This window comes from Autumnicola tepida (genome assembly GCF_031846485.1).
GTDB lineage: Bacteria > Bacteroidota > Bacteroidia > Flavobacteriales > Flavobacteriaceae > Autumnicola > Autumnicola tepida.
The window spans coordinates 1-22,563 of sequence record NZ_JAVRHQ010000015.1 but is presented as its reverse complement, the minus strand read 5'-3'; the positions used below and the strand labels follow the sequence as shown (position 1 = coordinate 22,563).

Here is a 22,563-nt window from a genome sequence, read left to right as displayed (position 1 = left end):
AATAACCAAAAAGAGTAGATATGAAACGAGTAATGAGAAACGCGGTTTTCTTTGCTGCAATAGCAGCCAGCGTTAGTCTTTCTTCCTGTAGGGACAGTAAGGAGAACGAAGAAGAGGGAATGCCAATGCAAAATGAGCACCACCAGGAAACTGAAACCAGCATGAAGGAAATGCAGGATTCTGTGGCGGCTCCACAGTTTAATGAAAAAGCTACTGGCCGTATTTATGAAGCCTACATTGGTATTAAGGAAGCCCTTGTGGCCAGCAATGCTATGGATGCTCAAAAGTCGGCGCAGAAACTGGTTAATGAGATAAAGAAAGATACTGATAGGGCAGAACTTGTAAACGCAGCCAATAAAATCCTGGCAACAGAAGATATTAATGTTCAGCGCGAGGCTTTCTCTGATTTGGCTTCGGCTATGCAGCCGGTTCTACAAGGAGCAATTACTTCAGGAGAAATTTATAGGCAGTATTGCCCCATGGCTTTTGAAGGCAAAGGAGCTTACTGGTACTCGAATAGCAAGCAGATAAGAAATCCATATTTTGGAGAAAAAATGCTTAACTGCGGCAGGACTGAAGAAACCTTGAATTAATCAAAAAGCCGGTTTCCAGCGCTTAATTTTCAGCAGGAACCGGCTTTCAATTTCAAAAATTTGAAAAACGAAAGCCTTCAGATTAAAAACGTGGTATGTAACCGCTGCATTGCAACCGTAAAGGAAATTTTGCAGCGGCATAATATTCCGTTTGTACGTATTTCCCTTGGAGAAGCGGTTTTAAACAGGGAATTAAAAGATTTGGAGCTTCATAACCTTCAGCGGGATTTCCGGGCAGTGGGATTTGAAATTCTTCAGGAGAAAAATGAAAGGATCATAAACAACATCAAATCTATTATTATATCACAGGTTTATGAAAACGAGCTACGTGATGAAAAACTTTCCCGCGTGCTGAGTGACCGCCTACATTATGACTACAGCCATCTCACTAATCTTTTTACTAAATATGAAGGGCGCAGTATTTCGAGTTTTCAAAACAGCATTCGTGTACAGCGTGTAAAGGAGTTACTGGAATACGATGAGCTGAATATTTCTGAAATCGCAGACCAAACGGGATATTCGAGTGCCGCTTACCTTTCCAGTTCTTTCAGGAAGAGCACTGGATTGAGTCCGTCTGAATACCGGCTAAAGCGCGTAAAAAGGCAGAATACCCTGGATTCTTTATAAATTTTCCTTAAAAGCAATATTCTTTACCATAATTTTAAAAGTCATTTTTCTTAATGCTTTTTATATTGAATTTATAACCAATTAAAAGAGAATATTATGAGAAATGAAAAATTTATTCACGCGCTTGGAAACTGTATTAACCATTGCAACTATTGCGCAGACGCCTGCCTTGATGAAGATGATCTAAAGAAAATGGTGCCGTGCATACGTACAGATAAAGTTTGTTCTGAAGCCTGCGCGGCACTTGCCCAAATACTTGCTATAGATGGGGCAAATGTTACGGGCCTTGTGGAGTATTGTAAGCAGGTTTGCGGAGAATGTGCAGACGAATGCGAAAAACACGATTCCCAACATTGCCAGGATTGCGCGAAAGCCTGCAGGGAATGTGAAAAGGCATGCGAGGAATTTTTGGCATAAATCAAAAGCCCTAATTAAAGATAAAGAGCCCGGACCCTTACCGGGCTTTTATTATTTAAAAACGTTCTGAAATTTTAAAAATTCGTCTGGATCCCATATTCATTACAAATGAAGTGCGGATTGAGCTCTAAAACCAGAAAGAATTCAAAAGGAAATCCGACAATTTTAATATCGAATTGGATATTGAAAATTTAACTTGCCGGAAAATTGCGAGCAATTATGAAACATATCTATACAGTCACTGGAATGACCTGTAATGGTTGTCGCAGTCATGTGGAAGAAGCACTGAATAAGGTTAAAGGCGTGACAAAAGCTTCTGTTGATCTTGAAAAAGCTGAAGCGGAGATAGAAATGCGGGAGCATATTAAAATTGACAAATTTCAGCAGGCGTTAAAAGAAGCGGGTGGAAATTACCAGATTCATCTTCCATCTGAAGCGAAAGAAAAACATAAGCATTCTTCTGAAGTTTCCAATTCAGAAAAGACAGGGAAAATGAATGATTCCGGGATGAAGCATAAATATGCTGTTACGGGAATGACGTGTAATGGTTGTCGCAGTCATGTGGAAGAAGCACTGAATAAGGTTGAAGGCGTGACCAAAGCTATTGTGGATCTTGAAAAAGCTGAAGCGGAGATAGAAATGCGGGAGCATATTAAAATTGGCAAATTTCAGCAGGCGTTAAAAGAAGCGGGCGGGAATTACCAGATTCATCTTCCATCTGAAGCGGAAGAAAAACATAAGCATTCTTCTGAAGTTTCCAATTCTGAAAAGACAGGGAAAATGAATGATTCCGGGATGAAGCATAAATATGCTGTTACGGGAATGACCTGCAACGGCTGTCGCGCCCATGTTGAAGAAGCTTTGAACAAGTTGGAAGGCGTGACCAAAGCTACTGTTAATCTGGAAAATGCTGAAGCGGAGATAGCAATGCAGGAGCATATCAAAATTGACAAATTTCAGCAGGCGTTGAGAGAAGCGGGTGGGAATTACCAGATTCATTTGCCTGGAGAGGAACACCAATATCATCAGCATGGGAAAAACCAGGAGGCAAAAGGCGAAGGTACCGGTGTTTTTTACTGCCCGATGCATTGCGAAGGGGATAAAACCTATAGTAAGCCCGGAGATTGTCCCGTGTGCGGGATGGACCTGGTGGAAGAAATGAGCCTTAACTCCCCCTCCTTTGGAGGGGGCGGGGGGGGAGGCTATACGTGCCCCATGCACCCGGAAATAGAAGAAGACGGGCCGGGGAGCTGCCCTATTTGCGGGATGGACCTGGTGCCAAAAGAAGTAGATTCTTCAGCAGAAGATAAAACTTATAAAAAGCTGCTGAAAAAGTTTAAAATAGCGGTGGCCTTTACCCTCCCGGTATTCCTTATCGCCATGTCTGAGATGTTGGCGGATAATCCGCTTTACGATTGGATGGATTTAAAATACTGGAACTGGATCCAGTTTGGCCTTTCGCTGCCGGTGGTTTTTTACGCTACCTGGATGTTCTTTGAACGCGCATGGAAGTCTGTAGTTTCCTGGAACCTCAATATGTTCACTTTAATTGGAATAGGTGCCGGGGTGGCCTGGCTTTTCAGCGTATTCGGGATGCTGGTCCCAGATTTTTTCCCGCAGCAGTTTAAAACCGAAGCGGGCACCGTGCATGTTTATTTTGAAGCAGCCACGGTAATCCTCACCCTTGTGTTGCTGGGGCAGGTAATGGAAGCCCGTGCCCACAGCAGGACAAATTCAGCCATTAAGGAATTGCTGAAGCTGGCGCCAAATACCGCCATTCGTGTAGTTGATGGGGAAGAAGAAGTGATCTCGACCAATAAAATTCAAGAAGGAGATATTCTAAGGGTAAAACCCGGGGATAAAATCGCCGTAGATGGAAGTATAGAAAAAGGCCAGACCAGCATAGATGAATCCATGATCACCGGGGAACCGGTTCCCGTGGAAAAAGCTGAAGGTGATAAAGTGACTTCGGGAACTATAAACGGGAACCAAAGCTTTACCATGAAGGCCGAAAAAGTGGGGAACGAAACCCTGCTGGCCCAAATCGTAAAAATGGTTAACGATGCCAGTCGTTCCCAGGCGCCAATCCAGAAACTGGCAGATAAAATTTCAGCATACTTTGTGCCGGTGGTGGTGATCATTTCCATTATAACCTTTGTTATCTGGGCCATTTACGGGCCGGAGCCCTCTTATGTTTATGCCCTGATCAATGCCATTGCGGTTTTAATTATTGCCTGTCCCTGCGCTTTAGGGCTGGCCACGCCAATGTCGGTTATGGTAGGAGTGGGCAAAGGAGCGCAAAACGGGGTGCTGATTAAAAATGCCCGTGCCCTGGAACAAATGGATGATATTGATACGCTGATAATTGATAAAACCGGGACCATAACAGAGGGCAAACCTTCAGTAGAAAAAGTGGTGGCTGCGAATAGTTTTACTGAAGATGAGGTATTGCAAAAGATAGCTTCCGTAAATGCTTTAAGTGAACATCCGCTGGCTGAAGCAACTGTAAACTATGCCCGGGGCAAAAATGTGAAATTTACAGAGGCCTCAAATTTTAATGCGGTTACGGGAAAAGGCGTTACTGCAGAAATAAATGCTGAAAAAATAGCAATTGGTAACGCGGCCCTTCTGCAGGAGCTGAATATTCCTGTTTCCGCAGCATTGGAAGAGCAGGTCTTAAAAGAGCAAAAATCGGGAAAAACGGTTTCTTATCTTTCTGTGAATACTGAAGTGGCCGGCTATATCACCATTACCGATGCTATTAAGAAAACCAGTCGCCAGGCTATTTCAGCATTAATGGAACAAGGCGTTGAGGTAGTTATGCTTACCGGGGATAACGAAAATACGGCTGCGGCAGTGGCCGGCGAAATGCGGCTTAGCGGATTTAAAGCGGGAATGCTGCCACAGGATAAGCAGGAAGAAGTAAAGCGCCTGCAGGAAAATGGCAAAAAAGTAGCGATGGCTGGTGATGGCATAAACGATGCGCCTGCACTTGCCCAGGCCGAAATTGGGATTGCCATGGGCACCGGAACCGATGTGGCCATTGAAAGCGCTGAAATTACCCTGGTGAAAGGAGACCTTCAGGGTGTGGTAAAGGCGAAGCAGCTAAGCGCCAAAGTGATGAGGAATATAAGGGAGAATTTATTTTTTGCACTTATTTATAATTCGGTAGGAGTGCCAATCGCTGCGGGAGTGTTATATCCTTTCTTCGGGATTTTACTTTCTCCAATGATCGCTGCCTTAGCGATGAGTTTTAGCTCGGTTTCGGTAATTACGAACGCGCTGCGGCTGCGCTCTGCAAAACTCTGATCATAAAAAAGCCTGGAAAAAACGAATTTTATTGAAATCGCTATTTTCCAGGCCAATTATTTATGAGGAATGATTTAATTTCTGCGGCGGTTGCCATCCTGCCAGTTGCGCCTGCGCTCTTCGCGGGATTTTTGCCATTTTTGGTACTGTTCTTCAGTAAGTATTTTTTGCATTTCCTCATCTTCAGCCAATGCTGCTTCCTGCATTATTTTCCTCCGGTCTTCCCTGCTTAAATTTCCGGAGTTTTCTTTACGCATTTTCTGCATTTCTTCAGCTCTTTCCAGATAAAAAGATTTTACCTGTTCCTGCTGGGTTTCATTTAAATCCAGCATCTTCGTCATTCTGTCTGAGGCGAAATTTGCCATTTCTTCAGGGCTGCGATTTGCGCGGTTACCCATTCTGCGGCCTTCGTCCTGTGAAAATGCCGATACTGAGATCAGCATTATCAGTAATAAAATTAATTTTTTCATATTTATAAGTAATTAAATCTTAGACATATAAAAGAGGAGTAAGTTTAATATATAAGAAGTGTTTTTTCAGTTTTCAGAGTTAATTTAACTTATAGATAAAAGAAAAGGCCGTAGGATAAAACTCCCCGACCTTTTCCCCAACAATCGCCAACCAATATTACATAGTAGTACCAGTAGTGGTAGACCAGCTACCGGTATAACCGCTATAGTTGTTATACTCGTCTTCATTAATCATTCCATCGGCATCGGTATCCCAGTCATTATAAAGACCCGTATTCCATTCGTCTTCAGTTACGCTGCCGCTGGTATCGGCATCATAAGTACCATACCAGTTAGAATCAGCATAACCAGTACTCCATTCGTCACTGTCTATAGTGCCATTGGCGTCAGTATCATAATCGGCAAAAGTATTATCTCCTGAATAATTACCATACATGCTGGTATTACCGGCATTCCATTCATCTTCGTCTATCATGTCATCCCCATTCGCATCAGTGTTGCCAAATGTGGTATTTGAAAATTCTTCATCGCTTAAAGAACCGTCAGCATCGGTATCCCAGTTACTAAAGTCGTTCTGGTAAGTTCCCGCAACTTCATCAGCATCCAGATATCCGTCACCATTTGTATCATAATCATTAAAGGCACTGGTTTCCATTGCTTCCATAGTTACAGTTATGGTTTCACTTGCCAGGAGTCCGCTGGTATCTGTTATAGGTTCATCGTCTATATCCCATTCTCCAAGAATACCATCGTCACTTTCAGCATAAAGTTTCAGAACAATTTCATTATCGCCCTCCATTAGGTTGGCATCCTCATTAAAAGTTAACATGATATCAGACTCCGTTCCTTCTTCAATCATTACCGGGTCAACTATAAAATTGTCGGTATTTTCATCTCCGGAATTTACGGCCACAAGCCAGCTATTCTGTCCCACGGTTACACTTTGTACCATGATTGTATTATCGGTTTGAGAAATGGTCTGGTCCATTGCGGTAATAGATCCTGTATAATCCTCATCATCGTCGATAACATCGTCGTCGTCATCGCAACTCACTATTCCAAGGCTAAGGAAAAGGATTAAAAAGTACTTTGTGTAGGTTTCTACATTCATCATTGCTTTCATAGTCATATTTTTAAGTTTAGATTGTGACTCAATTTGTGAAACTTTCGCGTCAAAGTGAAATTTACAACGGGGTTTAGTTTGAGTTTAACTCCTTTCTTAAAGAGGACGAAAAGGAATTTGATAAACGGCTTAAATATGTGAAAAACAGTTAATTATAAAATGTGCTAATTATTTTATAAAAGTTGGAAAACAGGAATATCTGTGTGGAAAAAAGGCAAAAAAAAGCCTGCCAAGATTATACTGGCAGGCTCAAATTTTTAAGGATCAAATCACTAGCTTTTCGCTATGGGATTCAGGATTAAATCAATTCGTTCCAGGGCATCCTGTAAGTGATACCTGGTAAGGGTATCCCCGGCCCTGTAAGAAGCATTTCTTATCTGCCTTTGCAGGGTTTTAAGTTCGCCGCGAACCACCGGCCGGATGTCGCTTTGCGCAACATCAATATTGCTCTGGTTTATCCATTGCCTGTACCGGGCCGGCACCTGCTCCTGTTCCTGCGTCATCAGGTATTCCATGCGATCTATATAAACGCGCTGCAGGTTCCTGCGGTAGCGGTCTATTTTTCCTCCGGAAGATAACTCGCTCCACACGCCTTTTCTTAAGTCCCTCATCATATCCAGTAACGAATAGGCTTCATTCCCATTTATTTCTTCATTTTCCATTAGCCTGGCCAATCTCCCAAAATCCAGGATATTGCTCAAAGCCCTCTCCTGCATGGTCCTGATACGTTCTATACTGCCATCATACTGGATTTTGTTGAAGATGGAGTCGTTAAGCAGCCATTCAGGAGTTGTAAATAATTCCTTCTGAAGGAACTCCATGGCGCGTTTTTGTTTTTCCTTAGGCACATGGCTGTAAACAGCGCCTTCCTGGTCGTAGGTTTTGAAGTTTTCATAAACCCCGCCAATATTAGCGGCCACGTGGCCCATGTAGCGATTGTACTGCCCCACCAGCTGGCCATAAAGGTCGCTAAGGTCGTCATAGTTCTTTCCTTCTTCCGAAGTCCAGTCTATAAGTTTAGGCATAATACGCTTCAGGTTTAAAATTCCGTAGTGGCTGGCCAGCATGGCGTCATCACCCAGATCTTCGGTTTGCGAGCTTGGGTCTATCACATTTCCCTGTTGCTGCCCAAACCTGTACATTGGGTCGCCGGCATGTTTTAGAATCCACTGGTCGAGAACTTTCTTTTCTTCTATTGGATCTTTATCCGGAATTGGCCGGTAACCCCATTCGATGGCATATTTATCGTAAGGCCCAATATTGGGCATTAGGGCCACATCGCCATCTCCCGGCTGCGCCACATAATTAAAGCGGGCGTAATCCATAATTGAAGGTGCTGTGCCGTAAAGTTTGGTAAACTCCGGATCTCTCAGGCTTTCTACCGGGTAAGCCACGCTGCTTCCCATATTATGGGGTAATCCCAGAGTGTGGCCAACTTCATGGGAAGAAACAAAGCGTATAAGCCTTCCCATAACTTCATCTTTAAACTGTACGCCCTGCGCATCCTCATTTATGGCCGCGGTTTGGACAAAGAACCAGTTTCTAAGCAGGGTCATTACATTATGGTACCAGTTAATGTCTGATTCCAAAATCTCTCCTGAACGCGGATCGCTAACGTGCGGCCCGTTGGCATTAGGAATGGGGGAAGCAAGATAACGCACCACCGAATATCTTACATCTTCAGGGCTCCAGTCCGGGTCTTCTTCTACGCTAGGGGCGTCTTTGGCGATAATCGCGTTTTTAAAGCCGGCAGCTTCAAAGGCTTTTTGCCAGTCTTCTATCCCCTGTTTTATAAATGGCCTCCATTTTTCAGGAGTCGCCCTGTCTATATAATAAACTATAGGCTCTTTTGGTTCTACCAGTTCCCCGTTTTTGAATTTCTCCATGTCTTCCTCTTTCACTTCCAGTCTCCAGCGGTCAAGATAACGTACGGTTTCGCTTTTTTGGGCATCCAGCCCGTAATCTGTCTGGCCGGTGGCGAACCATCCCACGCGCTGGTCGTAATAACGTCGCTCCATGGGAACTTCAGGTAAAAGAATCATGGAATTGCTGAATTCCAGCGAAATGGAACCAAGGCTGGAATTAGATGGCGGATCGCCGGCATTGTAGGTTTTTACATGCCGTACTTCTATATTTTCTGGATAACTCCTAATAGTGTCTATATACGAACGATTATCGTCCAGGCGAGAAACCTTGTATCGCTTCCTTTCTGAATCGCCAAGCCCCAGGGCCATCACGTCTTTTTCATAAAGGTCTGTAACATCGATCAATACATTATTGCTAAGCGAATCTTTTTTAATGGCTTTTATCGGGAATTTCTGAAGGATGGGCTCAAAATTGGAATTTACCACCGCTTCATGAACAGGAAGCGAATCTGCCGCGTAAATACCGTAAGAGACTACCCGTAACAACACATCGTTCCCTTTTCTTTGCCACCGGTGCACCTGGGTATTTTGTTTGCCCCCGCCAAAACCAATTCCGCTGGCGGTTTTTGCGATTCGGGTTACCGTGAGCATTTCCCTGTTAAAAAGGCTGTCGGGGATTTCATAGTAATATTTACTTCCTACACTATGTACCGTAAAAAGCCCTTCATCTGATTTTGCCTCTTTAGTAATTACTTTATTATAGGGTTTGATACCGTCCTTTTCTTTTGTATCTGTCTTTTCTGAAGCCTGCGCTGTGGATTTGGCATTTTCAGCATCAAATACGGCACAACTGGAAACAGAAATAGACAAGGCCAAAAGCATTGCCTTGTAAGATAAATTTTTGGTCATAAATTTAAGTTTTAGTTTAAATATAATGTAGCGGAAGTCCGTCTTCAGAATGTTCAGGAAAAGAAAAAGACTGCCTTCCGGCAGTCTTTGGACTTGTAACCTTTCAAAAGGTTTAAAAATAAGTTAAAAATATTTATTTAAACCAGTTCTCCACTTCGTCAAGCTGCAGGGCGGCAACAGGTAATTTATTCTTTTTCCGCAGGCCGTTTAGTTTCTGGTGCACCTGGGTTGGCTTATGTTCCTTGAGCTTGGAGACACTGGCAAATTCATGCATTACGGTGTCTATCCATTCCTGCGGAACACCAATTTTAAGGAAGTCTTCCGGTTTTGGGGTTGGGGCCTTTTTTTCAGGTTTCATTTGCGGGAAGAACAGAACTTCCTGTATAGACTGCTTGTTGGTAAGGAACATGATTAACCTGTCCATCCCAATACCAAGACCTGAAGTTGGAGGCATCCCGTATTCAAGCGCTCTCAAGAAGTCATTGTCTATAAACATGGCTTCGTCGTCCCCTTTTTCTGAAAGTTTTAATTGTTCTTCAAAACGCTCCCTCTGGTCTATAGGGTCGTTAAGTTCAGAATAAGCGTTGGCAATTTCCTTTCCGCAAACCATCAGCTCAAAACGTTCGGTTAATTCAGGGTTATCGCGGTGCTCCTTACAAAGCGGGCTCATTTCCTTCGGATAATCGGTAATAAAAGTAGGCTGGATAAAATTGCCTTCGCATTTTTCGCCAAAAATTTCATCAATCAGCTTTCCTTTGCCCATGGTATCGTCAACCTCAATGCCCATTCCTTTGGCGGCCTCGTATAACTCCTTTTCAGATTTACCGGTAATATCAAACCCGGTAAATTCTTTAATGGCATCGGTCATGGTGACCCTTTTATAAGGCGCTTTAAAATCTACCTGATGTTTTCCGAAGGTAGCTTCCGTAGTGCCATTAACCTGTAAGGCACAATATTCCAGCAATTCCTCCACAAATTCCATCATCCAGTTATAATCCTTATAGGCCACATAGATTTCCATGGCGGTAAACTCGGGGTTATGGGTCCTGTCCATTCCTTCGTTCCTGAAGTTTTTGGAGAACTCGTAAACCCCGTCAAAACCACCTACAATAAGCCTTTTAAGGTACAATTCGTTGGCGATCCTGAGGTAAAGCGGGATATCCAGCGCATTGTGGTGCGTGATAAAAGGCCGGGCAGCGGCACCGCCGGGAATAGACTGGAGGATTGGGGTTTCCACTTCAAAATACCCCTTGTCATTAAAGAAATTACGCATGGCGTTGAACAACTTTGTGCGCTTTACGAAAATTTCCTTTACATGCGGGTTTACCGCGAGATCGGCATACCGCTGGCGGTAGCGGTGCTCGGGGTCTTTAAACCCGTCGTATGTGTTGCCTTCTTTATCTGTTTTGGGGAGCGGGAGCGGGCGCAAAGATTTGCTCAACAGGCTGTAATCTTTCACCATCACCGTCATTTCTCCAACTTTGGTCTTAAAAAGTTCTCCTTCAATCCCAATAAAATCGCCAATATCAAGCAGCTTCTTGTACACATCGTTGTATTTGCCCTTGTCTTCTCCGGGGCAAATCTCATCACGGTTAAAATATACCTGAATTTTACCTTTGGAATCCTGTAATTCGGCAAAAGAAGCTTTTCCCTGGATTCGTCTGGACATAAGCCGGCCCGCGATAACTACTTTTTTGCCTTCTTCAAAATTGGATTTGATATCGGCCGTAGTTTGGTTTACCGGATAAAGATCGGCTGGGTAAGGATTGATTCCGGCTTCTCTAAGGGCTGATAATTTTTCCCTTCTGATAATTTCCTGTTCAGATAACTGCATGATATTTAATTGAATTTTCACGGGCTTATGCCTTGCGCGGATGCAAATATAATGACAATCAGGCTATCCACCAATGCAAGGGAAACCCGAAATTTTAATTCTATCTTTGTAGCTGTAATTCAATTTTTGAAAATGAGCGTCTGGCGTGTTATTCTTTCGGTTTTGTTCCCGCCGCTGGCGGTTGTTGATAAAGGCTGCGGTTCCATTATCATTGTTTTTATCCTTACTTTGCTGGGGTGGATTCCCGGCGTGATCGCGGCGCTTATTATTCTGAACAACCCAAACAGGTAGGCATGAACAAGAAGGTAAAGGTTCAAAATCTCGGTTTAAAGGATTATAAGGAGGTGTGGGATTATCAGGAGCAATTATTTAAAGAAACGCTGGACCTTAAGATAAAGAACCGCAGGGAAAACAGCAATCTGGAAACCGGTAACCACCTGTTGCTGGTGGAACATCCGCATGTATATACGTTGGGGAAAAGCGGGGATGCCGAAAATTTACTTATTTCAGAAGAAGAACTGGAACAGAAAAATGCCAGTTTTTACAAAATTAACCGCGGCGGGGATATTACCTATCACGGCCCCGGCCAGCTTGTTGCCTATCCCATTTTAGACCTGGACAATTTCTTTACCGATATCCATAAGTACCTTCGCCTGCTTGAAGAAACCGTGATCCTTACCTTAAGGGGTTATGGGGTTAAGGCAGAAAGGAGCAAAGGCGAAACCGGTGTGTGGCTGGATGTGGGGACTCCTTTTGCCCGAAAAATATGTGCGATGGGAGTTAGAGCCAGCCGCTGGGTAACCATGCATGGCCTGGCCCTGAATGTAAATGCCGACCTGGGATATTTTGACAATATCATCCCCTGCGGAATCCAGGACAAAGCCGTTACTTCTTTAAATGTGGAATTGGGCAAAAAGGAGGTTCCTTTAGATGAAGTTCAGGAAAAACTTCTGAAACATTTTGCTGCCCTTTTTGAGGCAGAAATTCTTGCGGATTAAAACTGGTACACCAGGATTTCATTTTCTTCTCCCTGTACGGTAAATTCAGGTTTTTTGTCAAGGTTGATGTTGCTCAAATCTATTTGTGAAGTTCCAAAAACAGGAAATCCCTGTAGTAACTCACCAGCTCTATTGAAAATATAAACTTTTTTTGCCTGCTTATCAGTAATAGCAATCAAGGTTTCATTATTTATCTTGAAAATCTGGGGAGAAGTGTACACTCCATAGTCCATTTCAATTAAAGTATCTTCAATTTTGAGCAGATTGCCATAAAAACTTATCAGGATTTCTGGCGTTGCAACAATTTTAGTTTCTTCCGTTGTATTTAAGACTTGCTTTTTTACACCTCCCTTTTCGTCAATTTTAACCAGTTCTTCCGGAGTGGCAGAGATAAAATTTTGCTGATATTCCCACCATTCATTGCCAGAAGGCTTAAAGTTTTCCTTTACCGGGACGCGGGTGTGTCCCTGTCGGTTTAAAACATTTACTTTGCCCGAAGCTTCCGGAACAAGAATATAATCTTTTGTTCCAATTCTAATATGCTTTGGAGGATTTGTGATTTCAGCTCCTGCTTTTTTGAAGTCAAAGCCTTTTACAATCTTTCCTTTCTTATTGTACATATAAACCCTGGAATTCTGTGTGATTATAAACCTGTATTTCCTGTTATTGTCATAATCAAAAACAGCGAGCGGCTGGGTGATCTCATCTTTGAACTCCAGAGGAAAAGGCGCAACAGGATTGCCATTTCTGTCAATTACATGTAGGGCGTGCAATGTGCTGAAGGCTAGTTGAAATTTCCCGTTTTTGAATAAATCCACCTGATGAATTTCTCCTGTTACCCTGTTCTCTAATTGCTTTTTCCAGTAAACCTGACCTTCATTGGAAATAAGATAAAGCGTGTTATTGATATCATGTACGGCAATGTCTTCCTGGTTGGTAAGATGGTTTTTAATGAAAAATGGGCGTGTAGATAACTGGTCTTCCAGGGTGATATTTAAAATCTCCGCTGGGGCGGAGGTTTCTTCAGGAGTTTTTTCTGAAGTGTTTATAATGCCATGAACGTGGAAAAAATCATCTTCCCTTACCAGCTGCAGTGCCGCAATTTTACTATGAAACGGCATATTCAAAATTTTTTCCTTCAAATCTGCATCGGCTTCTTCAGCTAAAAGTGGGAGGAAATTTTTACCGTTGGCCACAAATAGTAATGAAGACTGGGAAGAAAGTTGCTGTAATGTTTCCTGATAAGATTCCTGTACGCTTAAAGTGTGGTTGTTTTGGGAAGCCGAAATGATTTCCTCCAGCGCTGCAGGTTGCTCAGCGAAAATTATGAAGTTGTTGATTTGTGCCCAGTATTTTGCATTAGGAAGAGTAATAAGAGGATGAAAAATTTCCAGCGTTTCCGGGTTTTCCTGAAGCTGAAAAATAGAGAGGCCTCGAAAATCACCAATTTCAGCACTGGATTGCTTCAGAAGAATATTGCTGCTTTCCGCTTCATTACTTCTAATAGCAAAAACAGGAGCATTTTTAAGATAAATCATCCCAAATTCCGAAGAATTTGAAAATAAATGAGTTGTTAATGTATCGCCGCGCAATTGCTGAAGATTCTTCTGGACACCTTCAAAATTTTCATAACAAAAAGAAGAGAAAGCCTGCACGGAAGCAGGCACAATTTCTGCCATTTTTGAACTGCCGCGGCCGGCATTTTGAAAAACAGAATAAATGGAGGCGGGGTTAGCCGTGGTAGTAAGCAATCCGTTAAAATGGATGTTCTCAGCTTCAATTTCCAGTTCTGCCTCGCTCCAGGTGGAAGTTGCTCCCAGATTTTCAAACTCTTTCTGCGGAAAAATACTCCTTAATATGTATGGCAGCTTTTGATGGTTAAGAATAAGGGAAGTTTTATTTTTTTCTGTTGCTGAAATGATTTTCTGAAGTGCAGGTTTTGGCAAATTCTTCTGTTGAAGCGTCTCTTTGATAAAGCCTGAGGAGTTACTGGCCAGGAAAAGGTTCTTTTGGGAAAAAGTATAGGTGATACTGCCTTCAAAATTGTATTTTTTGAATTCGAAGTTATCTTCTTTTATCGTTTCTACAGATCTATTTTGAATAGAATCAAAACTTTTTAATTGGGGTGGCCGCCCGGAAATGAAAATATAATCAGGTTGCTGTTTTTCAAAATCTGAAAAACAGAGAAAAGATTCTTCAGCGGTTTCTATAACATCAAGGAAATTCAGCCTGTTACTGGACTGAAACTGATCAAAAAAGGGATTTTCGGTTAAAAAGGAATTTTCAGAATAATTATTTAAGAAGCCGTTGATGTCGGGAGATTTTACAATAATGGCAACATCTTCTGGAAGATAGTCAGCAGGGCGGATTTTTTTCTCCGCCGGGTTCTGGCAGCTTATTATACATAGGAGAAAAATAAAGAGTAAAACTCTTTTCATGAATTTTTAGGTCAAATCTAAAGTATTAGAGCGCCAGTTCCAACTGTTCAGGTAAAAGCCGAAAGCTTTTTCTATGGTATTTGGTAATCCCAAATTCACGGATAGCTTCGCGATGTTCCCGAGTGGGGTAACCTTTATTCTGTTTCCAGTTGTACATGGGAAATTCTTCATGAATTTTCTCCATATATTCATCCCGATATGTTTTTGCAAGGATAGAAGCTGCGGCTATACTAAAGTATTTACCGTCTCCTTTTATAATACATTCGTGGGGAACATCCTTATAAGTGTTAAATTTATTCCCGTCCACAATAATATATTCCGGACAGGAAGATAACTTTTCCAGGGCCTGGTGCATGCCTAAAATGGAAGCATTAAGAATGTTGATCTTGTCAATTTCTTCCATGGAAATATGGGAAACTCCAAAACAGACCGCTTTTTTTTCAATTTCGGTTCTTAAGAAATTGCGATTTTGAAGGCTGGTTTTTTTAGAATCATTTAACAACCGGTGCCGGAAATTATCGGGTAACAAAACGGCGGCCGCTGTAACGGGTCCGGCAAGGCAACCCCGCCCTGCTTCATCGGTTCCGGCGGTAAGCTTTTCTGACTTAAATCTTCTGAGCATAGGGAGTTATTTTTTTAGCAATTGAGGTTTCAAAATTAATAAAAATTCAAGGTCTCTTCTCCATGGGAATAGATGTAGAAGAAGTTAAATGTTGAAATATAGTTTGTATTATTAAGAATTTATTATGATTTTTGGCGCTGGCTAATTCAAATTAAATAAATAATGAAAAAAAGATTAAAAGGAATGCTAACGCTTTTAATGGTGTTAGTCGTGCAAATAAGTTTTGCACAAGAAAAAACTGTGACAGGTACTGTTACGGATGATCAGGGTTTACCTCTTCCAGGAGTGAATGTAGTAGTACAGGGTACAAGAAATGGTGTCCAAACCAACTTTGATGGAGTATATTCCATTTCTGTGGAGCCTGGTTCCATTTTAGTGTATAGTTACATCGGGTTTGAGCCACAGGAGGTGTTGGTCGGATCATCCAATACCTATAATATTAATTTGAAAGTTGACACTGGGGCGTTGGAAGAAGTAGTAGTGATGGGTTATGTTTCTAAGAGACGTGAGGATTTAACAGGTTCTGCTGTGCAAATCGGTTCTGATGAACTTCAGCAAACACCAATGGCTACTGTAGATCAGGCCTTACAGGGGAAAGTTGCAGGTCTTCAAATAGCAAGTTCTTCTGGTACACCGGGTGCTGTGCAGGATATCCGGATTAGAGGGATTAGTTCTATAACAGCTGGTAACGAACCTTTGTATGTCATAGATGGGGTGCCAATTATCAGTACCGATCTTGTTGGAACTGATGATAATGGAACTTCTTCTTTTTCAAGTTTGGCAAGTTTAAATTCGAGTGATATCGAAAGTATTACTGTTTTAAAAGATGCTTCCGCAACTGCAGCTTATGGTGCCAGAGGAGCAAATGGAGTGATTGTTATTACTACTAAAACGGGAAGAAGTGGTAAAACAGCTATAAATGTAAGTTCTTATTATGGATTTACTAATAATGCCATTGATGGTCCCGATCCTTTAACAGGTGCTCAAAGGGAGACTTTGTATTACGAAGGGATTATGAATAGTTACGAATTAAATTCTATGGAAGAAGCAAGGGCTTACGAACTTGAGAATTTTGGTGATGCCGCGGGATATATTGCCTGGAATGAAGCAGGGAGGCCAGAGACTGATTGGAAGGAACTTGTGACTAATCACGACGCTCCTATTCAGGAACATACAATCTCTGCAAATGGGGGTAGTGAAAAACATACTTTCTATGCTTCTCTGGGATACTATAAACAGGAAGCTACAGTTATAGGTTCAGATTTTGATCGAATTTCGGGGTCATTGAATCTAACCCAAGATATTTCTGATAGCTTTGAATTCAGTTCGTCAAATACAGCTTCTCATTCTTTTCAGGATGGCCTACTTGAAGGGAGTGCGTACTTTTCTTCCCCTCATACGGCAAAATATTTCACGTCGCCGTTGGATCAGGCTTTTAATGAAGATGGAACCTATAACTTAAATACTGGTTTGCCAAACCCTCTGTTCATTGCAGAAAATGATATTGACCAGTCAAGATTTACACGAATTTTGTCCAATAACTCTCTGAGGTGGATGACTCCTGTTGAAAATCTTTCCTTTACCTCAAGGGTATCTATAGATTATCAGGTTTTTAATTATAAATCTTATAATAACCGTGTTTCCGGAGATGGTGATGATACTGATGGATATGGTTATGAATTTGCTCGTAATACTGCTACTTATGTAATTCAGAATTCCGTAGATTATTTAATGAATTTAGGAGACCATAACTTTGATTTTAAATTGCTTCAGGAGTATCAGAAATATAACCGACGCTTCCTTGAGGCTGAAGGGGATAATTTTGTTACCGACGGCTTGACTAACCTGGCCTCTTCAGGTAATCCTACTGCGGTAGGGTCTGAATTTACAGATTGGGCGGTGGCTTCTTATTTGGGTACGGCCGCCTATAATTATGATAACCGATATGTTATTAACGGTACTTTCCGTCGCGAAGGGAATTCAAGATTTGCCAAAGAAAACCGCTGGGGAGATTTTTGGTCGGTTGGTGCTGCCTGGAATTTACATAGAGAAGAGTTTCTAGATGGAAATGATTTGGTAAATAATCTAAAATTGCGCGCCTCCTATGGTAAAACGGGGAACGCGAATATCGATATTAACCTGTATCAGGTATTGTTTAATTATGATGCAGATTATGCTGGTACTGGGGCTTCTTATCCTGCAGGATACGGAAATGAGGATTTAAGCTGGGAAACCAGTTATACCTTTGATGCGGGTATTGAGTTTGGTTTATTGCAAAATAGGCTGACGGGATCTTTTGGCTACTATAGAAGAGAAACAAAAGATGCATTGTTAGAAGTTCCATTGTCTTATACTACTGGTTTTAGCCAACAGGTACGAAATATAGGTCGCATGGAAAACAGTGGTTTTGAGGCAGAACTTAACGTGGATGTAATAAGATCCAGAGATTTTAATTTCAACATTGGAGGTAATTTAGGAACAGTGGATAACGAAGTATTAGAAGTTGCTGAAGATGCTAATGGAAATGAGATTCCGGTTATCAGTCCTAACACTTCCTACCAGCGTTCAGCTTCCGGAACAATGATTAATGAATGGTTTTTGCCAACCTGGGCTGGTGTAGATCCTGATACTGGTGTTGATACATATTATACCAATGGAGCGGGTAGTGAAGTTACTACAACATATACCCAAGCTAATCGAGTTTATCAGGGTAGTAGTGCCCTGCCAACTCTAACAGCAGGTTTAAACCTTCATGTTGATTTTAAAGGCTTTTTCCTTGACGCTTCAGGCTATTATGCAGGAGGGCATAAAGTATATGAATCATGGCATTTGTATTTAAATCAAACTAACTTATATGAAACGGCTACATATAATGGTTATTCTTCACTTATGGATAGATGGCAACAACCAGGAGACATTACCAGGGTTTCTAAAGTAGTTGATGCTTATCAACCATGGACTTACAGTACGAAGTTTTTACATGATGGCGATTATTTTCGTTTAAGAAATGTGACCTTTGGCTATGATGTAAACGCAGATGCGCTTGCCACAATTGGTGTAAGTAGTGCAAGGTTGTTCGTAAGAGGAACTAATTTATACACTTGGGTAAAAGATGATTACTTACTGCATGACCCAGAGGTGGATGCTGGTGGTTTTACCACTATTACCACTCCTCCTGTTAAATCAGTTGTATTTGGCATTAATTTAAAACTTTAAAAATTATGAAAAGATATATAAATAAATTCTACTACGTTGTCCTGTTAGTTGCCCTGGCAATCACAGGAGCGTGTTCAACAGATGATTTAGATCCGTCCTTAGAACAATCAAAAGAGTCAGAAAATGCCATTCTCGCTGTAGGAGATATGGAAGGGCTTATTAAAGGAGCCTATAACAGGATGTCTGCCGCTGGCTATTACGGCAGGGACTATTTGGTAACTAATGAAGTTCGCACCCCTAATGTATTTGCAAATGGTACATCTGGTAGGTTTACTACTGAAGCAGCATTTGCTTATCTGCCTAATTCAGTTTACATGTGGGATAACGCTTATTCAGTAATTGCTATTGCTAATATTTTAATTGGTACAGATGTATCAACTTTGGAAGGAGATCAGGCTTACGGAGAGCATATCAAAGGGCAGGCTTATGCTATAAGGGCACTTGCTCATTATGATTTATTGCTAACCTACGGGCAGCAATATGTTGGTGGAGATTTAGGAGTGCCATACGTGACTGAGTTTAAAGGAGGCAATGATTTCCCTTCTAGAGATTCTGTAGATTCCAATGTGGAAAATATTATGAGTGATTTAGAAACCGCTTTTGAAATGATGAACTCAGATTATTTTGATACTTCAAAGGAATTTATGTCAAAGTACACGGCAAAAGCTCTGGAGTCCAGAGTAGCGCTTCAGTTTGAAATGTGGGAAGAAGCAAGGGATGCGGCTAAAACTGTCATCGATTCAGGAATTTACTCTATAGTACCTGCAGAAGCTTATGTTTCTTCTTTTGATGATGACGGCGGCACTAATTCCATTTTTGAAATTGCCCAAAGCACAACCGATTATCCGGGAAGTGATAGGATTGACTTTATTTACAGGGGAAGTACTTATGGAGATATTGAAGTGATTCCTGAAGTTATGGATCTTTATGACGATGGTGATGTTAGAGCAGATATACTAGGTTATGAAGGAGAAAAATTAAGAAACATAGGGAAGTACCCTAATATAGGTGCAAACATTATTGTTATAAGATACGAAGAGGTAATCTTAAATTATGCCGAAGCTCTCTTCCAGTTAGGAGAAACGGCTGAAGCTTTAATCTGGTTAAACAAAATTCCTGAAGCCAGAAATGCAGAACTTTATTCTGAAGTTAATGTTGATAATATTTTAATGGAAAGAAGAAAAGAATTTGTGTTTGAAGGTCTGTACTATTGGGATCTTTTAAGGTATGAAATGGATGTAGAGAAACTTTCACCACTTCAGAATATTAGTGAGACCATTCCTTATGGTGATTACAGATTGGCTTTTCCAATTCCGTTAAATGAAATTGATGCCAACTCAAATATTACACAAAATCCCGGATACGGGAATTGATCGAAAAACGTGTATTCCAAACCACCCAAACCGGGTGGTTTTTTTGTTTCTAGCTATTTCTGGCTCATTTCATATAATATTATACTTTTGTTGCAGTTTAATAAAAACGATGAAAAACTATCTGTTTGTAATTTTCTTTAGCCTCTTTACTCTCCATACATTTGCTCAGCAAAGAGGAAGGGCCCTGGAGGGCAGCGGTACAGATTCTGAAGAAAATGCTGTACAGGACAGTGTTGCAAAACCACCCGTTCAGGATTATAAGATCATTTCCTATGAAAATGATACCACTTTTGTGGATACCTCGCTTACTATTCAAAAAGATTACAAGTTCAATTACCTCCGGAAAGACAACTTTGAACTTTTGCCATTTAACAATACCGGTCAACCTTATACTCATTTAAGTTATGAGGTGGAATTTGATGAAACCATGCCCGATTTTGGCGCACGGGCGAGGCATTTTAGGTTTTTTGAAGTAGAAGATATTTCCTATTACAGGGTGCCCACCCCTTTTACTGAATTATATTTTAAAACTGTGCCAGAGCAGGGGCAGCAGCTGGACGCATTTTTTACCGTAAATACCTCTCCTAATTTTAATTTTTCAGTTGCCTATAATGGGGTGCGTGCATTAGGGAAATATCAGCACTATTTAACCAGCACCGGGATTTTCCGGACTACTGCAAATTATCACACTTCAAATAAGAAGTACCAGTTGCGTACCCATTTTGTAACGCACGACTTGACTAATGAAGAAAATGGCGGTTTAACCGAGCAGGCCCTGGAGCAATACATTGGGGAAGAGGAAGAATTCGATGACCGCTCCCTTTTGGATGTACGTTTCGAAAATGCTGAAAATACCCTTAACGGGAAAAGATTTTACCTGGAACACGAATATTTCCTTACTAATCCTATAACTGATAGTCTTAACAGCCTTTCCTTTGGCCATGTTTTTAACTTTAATTACAAAAAATATACTTTTAATCAGACTCAGGCAGAGAAGGAGGTTTTTGGGGAATCCTTTGAGAGTTCCAATCTCAGGGACCAGGTGCGGCTTGAGGAGGTTTATAATGAAGCCAATGTCACCTTTAAAAATAATATCCTGGGAAGGTTAAAAGCCAGGGCCGCTTATAAACATTTTGATTATGGATATAATTCTGTTTATGTGTTGGAGGATGGAGAGGTGATTACCAATAAGCTGAATGGGGGAACGCTTTCCATAGGCGGGGAATATCAAAAAAACATAGGCGGATTTAACCTTGATGCCGAGGCTTCCCTAAATGTTGTCGGCGAATTTTCCGGAAATTACCTAATGGCAACTGCGTCTTATGCTTTAGACGAGGATAATCAGATTGCGTTTGGCCTTAACCAGAGTAGCATGGCACCCAACTATAATTTTCTGCTTTATCAAAGTGATTATATAAATTACAACTGGCAGAATGATTATGATAATATCAATTCTCAGAACCTTCATTTTAGATTAAATTCCAAAAAACTTTTTCAAGCGGAAGCCAATCTTACCCAAATTCAGAATTACACCTATTTTGGATTAAACGAGGGTGCAGCACAGGTAAAACCATTCCAGTATGCTGGCCAGGTGCGCTATTACAGGATAAAGGCTGAACGGGAATTCGATTTTGGTAGATTTGGGATGTACCACACGCTCATGTATCAAAATGTGGTTGATGGAACAGATGCCTTAAAACTGCCAGATTTTGTTACCCGAAATTCAATTTATTATAAAGATTTTTGGTTTGATAAAGCACTGTATCTTCAAACAGGCTTTACTTTTAAATACTTTTCACCTTACCAAATTAATGGTTATGACCCTGTATTGGCTGAATTTTATGTGCAGGACGAGCAGGAATTAGGGGGCTATCCCGTGCTTGATTTCTTTTTTAACGGAAAGGTAAGGCAAACCAGGATCTTCTTTAAGCTCGAAAATGTGAATTCCCTGCTTACCGGCAATAACAATTTCTCAGCTCCCGGTTATCCTTATACAGATTTCCTGGTGCGTTTTGGGCTGGTGTGGAACTTTTTTATATAACCACGCTAATTCGTTAACCGTTTCTGAACCTGTAAGGCATTACCATATTTAGGGTATCTGATTCATGCCTTTGCTTATATTATGTTTGTTTTGGGCGTTTCCGCTCCCAAAAGGTCGCGGCCGGGCTATCCGCTGTATCTTATAGCGGTTATTGGAGTAGGGGGAGATATGGGGTATATAAAGGAGTTTGAAAAACCATCAAATTCAGTACCCGAAATTCCGCTATAAGGATGCCGCTGCTATCCCTAACGCAAAAAAAAGTTGAAAAGTTAAAAGTCAAAAAGTTCAGAACTATGGCTCCTTTACCTTTTTTAAGGGAAGGTGGCTTTATCAGCGGGAGCTGATGAAGACGGATGGCAAACAAACTTGTTTTTAAATAACGAGTTCCTATAAAGGTGAATACTTGATCTGATCATAATAAGGAAACCGATAATTGTCAAATTTTGGTATCGCCATATTTCTGCGAAAATCCACGATATCTGCGGGGGATTTTTTTGAATCAGGAAACAGGAGCCAAGAACCAGGATAGCGTAAATGAGGAGGAAGGTGAAGATTTCAAACGCCTATATTGGCTATTTGAAAGGCTTCCTCTTATTTTCAGGTGTGGCTCCTTCCCTTTTTTAAGGGAAGGTGGCTTTATCAGCGGGAGCTGGTGAAGACGGAAGGGTGAAAAACATGATTTTAAGCAAAATCCAATGCTTAGCTTTCAGATTAATTCGTAGTTTATA

Annotated in this window: 15 protein-coding genes; 9 read left to right on the top strand and 6 right to left on the bottom strand. The window is 41.3% G+C overall.

Annotated features, from left to right (window positions below; all coding sequences use genetic code 11):
* Positions 1 to 20: 20 nt before the first annotated feature.
* The 4 genes from RM553_RS12450 to RM553_RS12435 all read left to right on the top strand — a co-directional run bounded on the left by RM553_RS12450 (position 21) and on the right by RM553_RS12435 (position 4,946).
* Positions 21 to 593 carry a DUF3347 domain-containing protein gene (locus RM553_RS12450; RefSeq protein ID WP_311535265.1) on the top strand — a complete coding sequence of 191 codons (573 nt, stop codon included), beginning with the start codon at positions 21 to 23 and terminating at the stop codon, positions 591 to 593.
* Positions 594 to 653: 60 nt separating this feature from the next.
* Positions 654 to 1,220, top strand: a complete 567-nt coding sequence (locus tag RM553_RS12445) for a helix-turn-helix domain-containing protein (protein WP_311535264.1) — start codon at positions 654 to 656, stop codon at positions 1,218 to 1,220.
* A gap of 96 nt (positions 1,221 to 1,316) precedes the next feature.
* Positions 1,317 to 1,637, top strand: a complete 321-nt coding sequence (locus RM553_RS12440; protein ID WP_311535263.1) for a four-helix bundle copper-binding protein — start codon at positions 1,317 to 1,319, stop codon at positions 1,635 to 1,637.
* Positions 1,638 to 1,856: 219 nt separating this feature from the next.
* Positions 1,857 to 4,946, top strand: coding sequence for a heavy metal translocating P-type ATPase (locus tag RM553_RS12435; RefSeq protein ID WP_311535262.1), 3,090 nt, complete (start codon positions 1,857 to 1,859; stop codon positions 4,944 to 4,946).
* A gap of 74 nt (positions 4,947 to 5,020) precedes the next feature.
* Here the strand turns inward: RM553_RS12435 and RM553_RS12430 are convergent, their stop codons facing one another.
* The 4 genes from RM553_RS12430 to lysS all read right to left on the bottom strand — a co-directional run bounded on the left by RM553_RS12430 (position 5,021) and on the right by lysS (position 11,147).
* Entirely contained in the window at positions 5,021 to 5,416 is a 396-nt protein-coding gene (locus RM553_RS12430) for a DUF4890 domain-containing protein (protein ID WP_311535261.1), read from the bottom strand.
* A gap of 157 nt (positions 5,417 to 5,573) precedes the next feature.
* On the bottom strand, positions 5,574 to 6,545 hold the full coding sequence (locus RM553_RS12425; protein WP_311535260.1) for an EF-hand domain-containing protein: 972 nt from the start codon (positions 6,543 to 6,545) through the stop codon (positions 5,574 to 5,576).
* A gap of 266 nt (positions 6,546 to 6,811) precedes the next feature.
* Positions 6,812 to 9,313: a zinc-dependent metalloprotease gene (locus RM553_RS12420; protein WP_311535259.1), complete on the bottom strand. Its 2,502-nt coding sequence runs from the start codon at positions 9,311 to 9,313 to the stop codon at positions 6,812 to 6,814.
* Between the two features lie 133 nt (positions 9,314 to 9,446).
* Positions 9,447 to 11,147 carry a lysine--tRNA ligase gene (lysS, locus tag RM553_RS12415; RefSeq protein ID WP_311535258.1) on the bottom strand — a complete coding sequence of 567 codons (1,701 nt, stop codon included), beginning with the start codon at positions 11,145 to 11,147 and terminating at the stop codon, positions 9,447 to 9,449.
* Between the two features lie 132 nt (positions 11,148 to 11,279).
* On the opposite strand from lysS, the gene RM553_RS12410 reads away from it, so the two are divergent.
* Positions 11,280 to 11,438, top strand: coding sequence for a YqaE/Pmp3 family membrane protein (locus RM553_RS12410; protein ID WP_311535257.1), 159 nt, complete (start codon positions 11,280 to 11,282; stop codon positions 11,436 to 11,438).
* Positions 11,439 to 11,440: 2 nt separating this feature from the next.
* On the top strand, positions 11,441 to 12,145 hold the full coding sequence (lipB, locus tag RM553_RS12405; RefSeq protein ID WP_311535256.1) for a lipoyl(octanoyl) transferase LipB: 705 nt from the start codon (positions 11,441 to 11,443) through the stop codon (positions 12,143 to 12,145).
* Here the strand turns inward: lipB and RM553_RS12400 are convergent.
* Complete coding sequence (locus tag RM553_RS12400) at positions 12,142 to 14,583, bottom strand: DUF3352 domain-containing protein (protein ID WP_311535255.1); 2,442 nt, start codon at positions 14,581 to 14,583, stop codon at positions 12,142 to 12,144. The genes lipB and RM553_RS12400 overlap by 4 nt on opposite strands.
* A 25-nt stretch (positions 14,584 to 14,608) precedes the next feature.
* Entirely contained in the window at positions 14,609 to 15,205 is a 597-nt protein-coding gene (gene rnhB, locus RM553_RS12395; RefSeq protein WP_311535254.1) for a ribonuclease HII, read from the bottom strand.
* Positions 15,206 to 15,445: 240 nt separating this feature from the next.
* Here rnhB and RM553_RS12390 point away from each other — a divergent pair, with 240 nt between their 5' ends.
* The 3 genes from RM553_RS12390 (at position 15,446) to RM553_RS12380 (ending at position 21,835) form a co-directional block, all read left to right on the top strand.
* The gene (locus tag RM553_RS12390; RefSeq protein WP_311535253.1) at positions 15,446 to 18,421 is read left to right on the top strand and encodes a SusC/RagA family TonB-linked outer membrane protein; all 2,976 of its coding nucleotides are present in this window, start codon (positions 15,446 to 15,448) and stop codon (positions 18,419 to 18,421) included.
* Between the two features lie 5 nt (positions 18,422 to 18,426).
* On the top strand, positions 18,427 to 19,794 hold the full coding sequence (locus RM553_RS12385) for a RagB/SusD family nutrient uptake outer membrane protein (RefSeq protein WP_311535252.1): 1,368 nt from the start codon (positions 18,427 to 18,429) through the stop codon (positions 19,792 to 19,794).
* Between the two features lie 109 nt (positions 19,795 to 19,903).
* Positions 19,904 to 21,835 (top strand): putative porin, encoded by a 1,932-nt coding sequence (locus RM553_RS12380; protein ID WP_311535251.1) that lies wholly within the window; start codon positions 19,904 to 19,906, stop codon positions 21,833 to 21,835.
* Positions 21,836 to 22,563 lie beyond the last annotated feature (728 nt).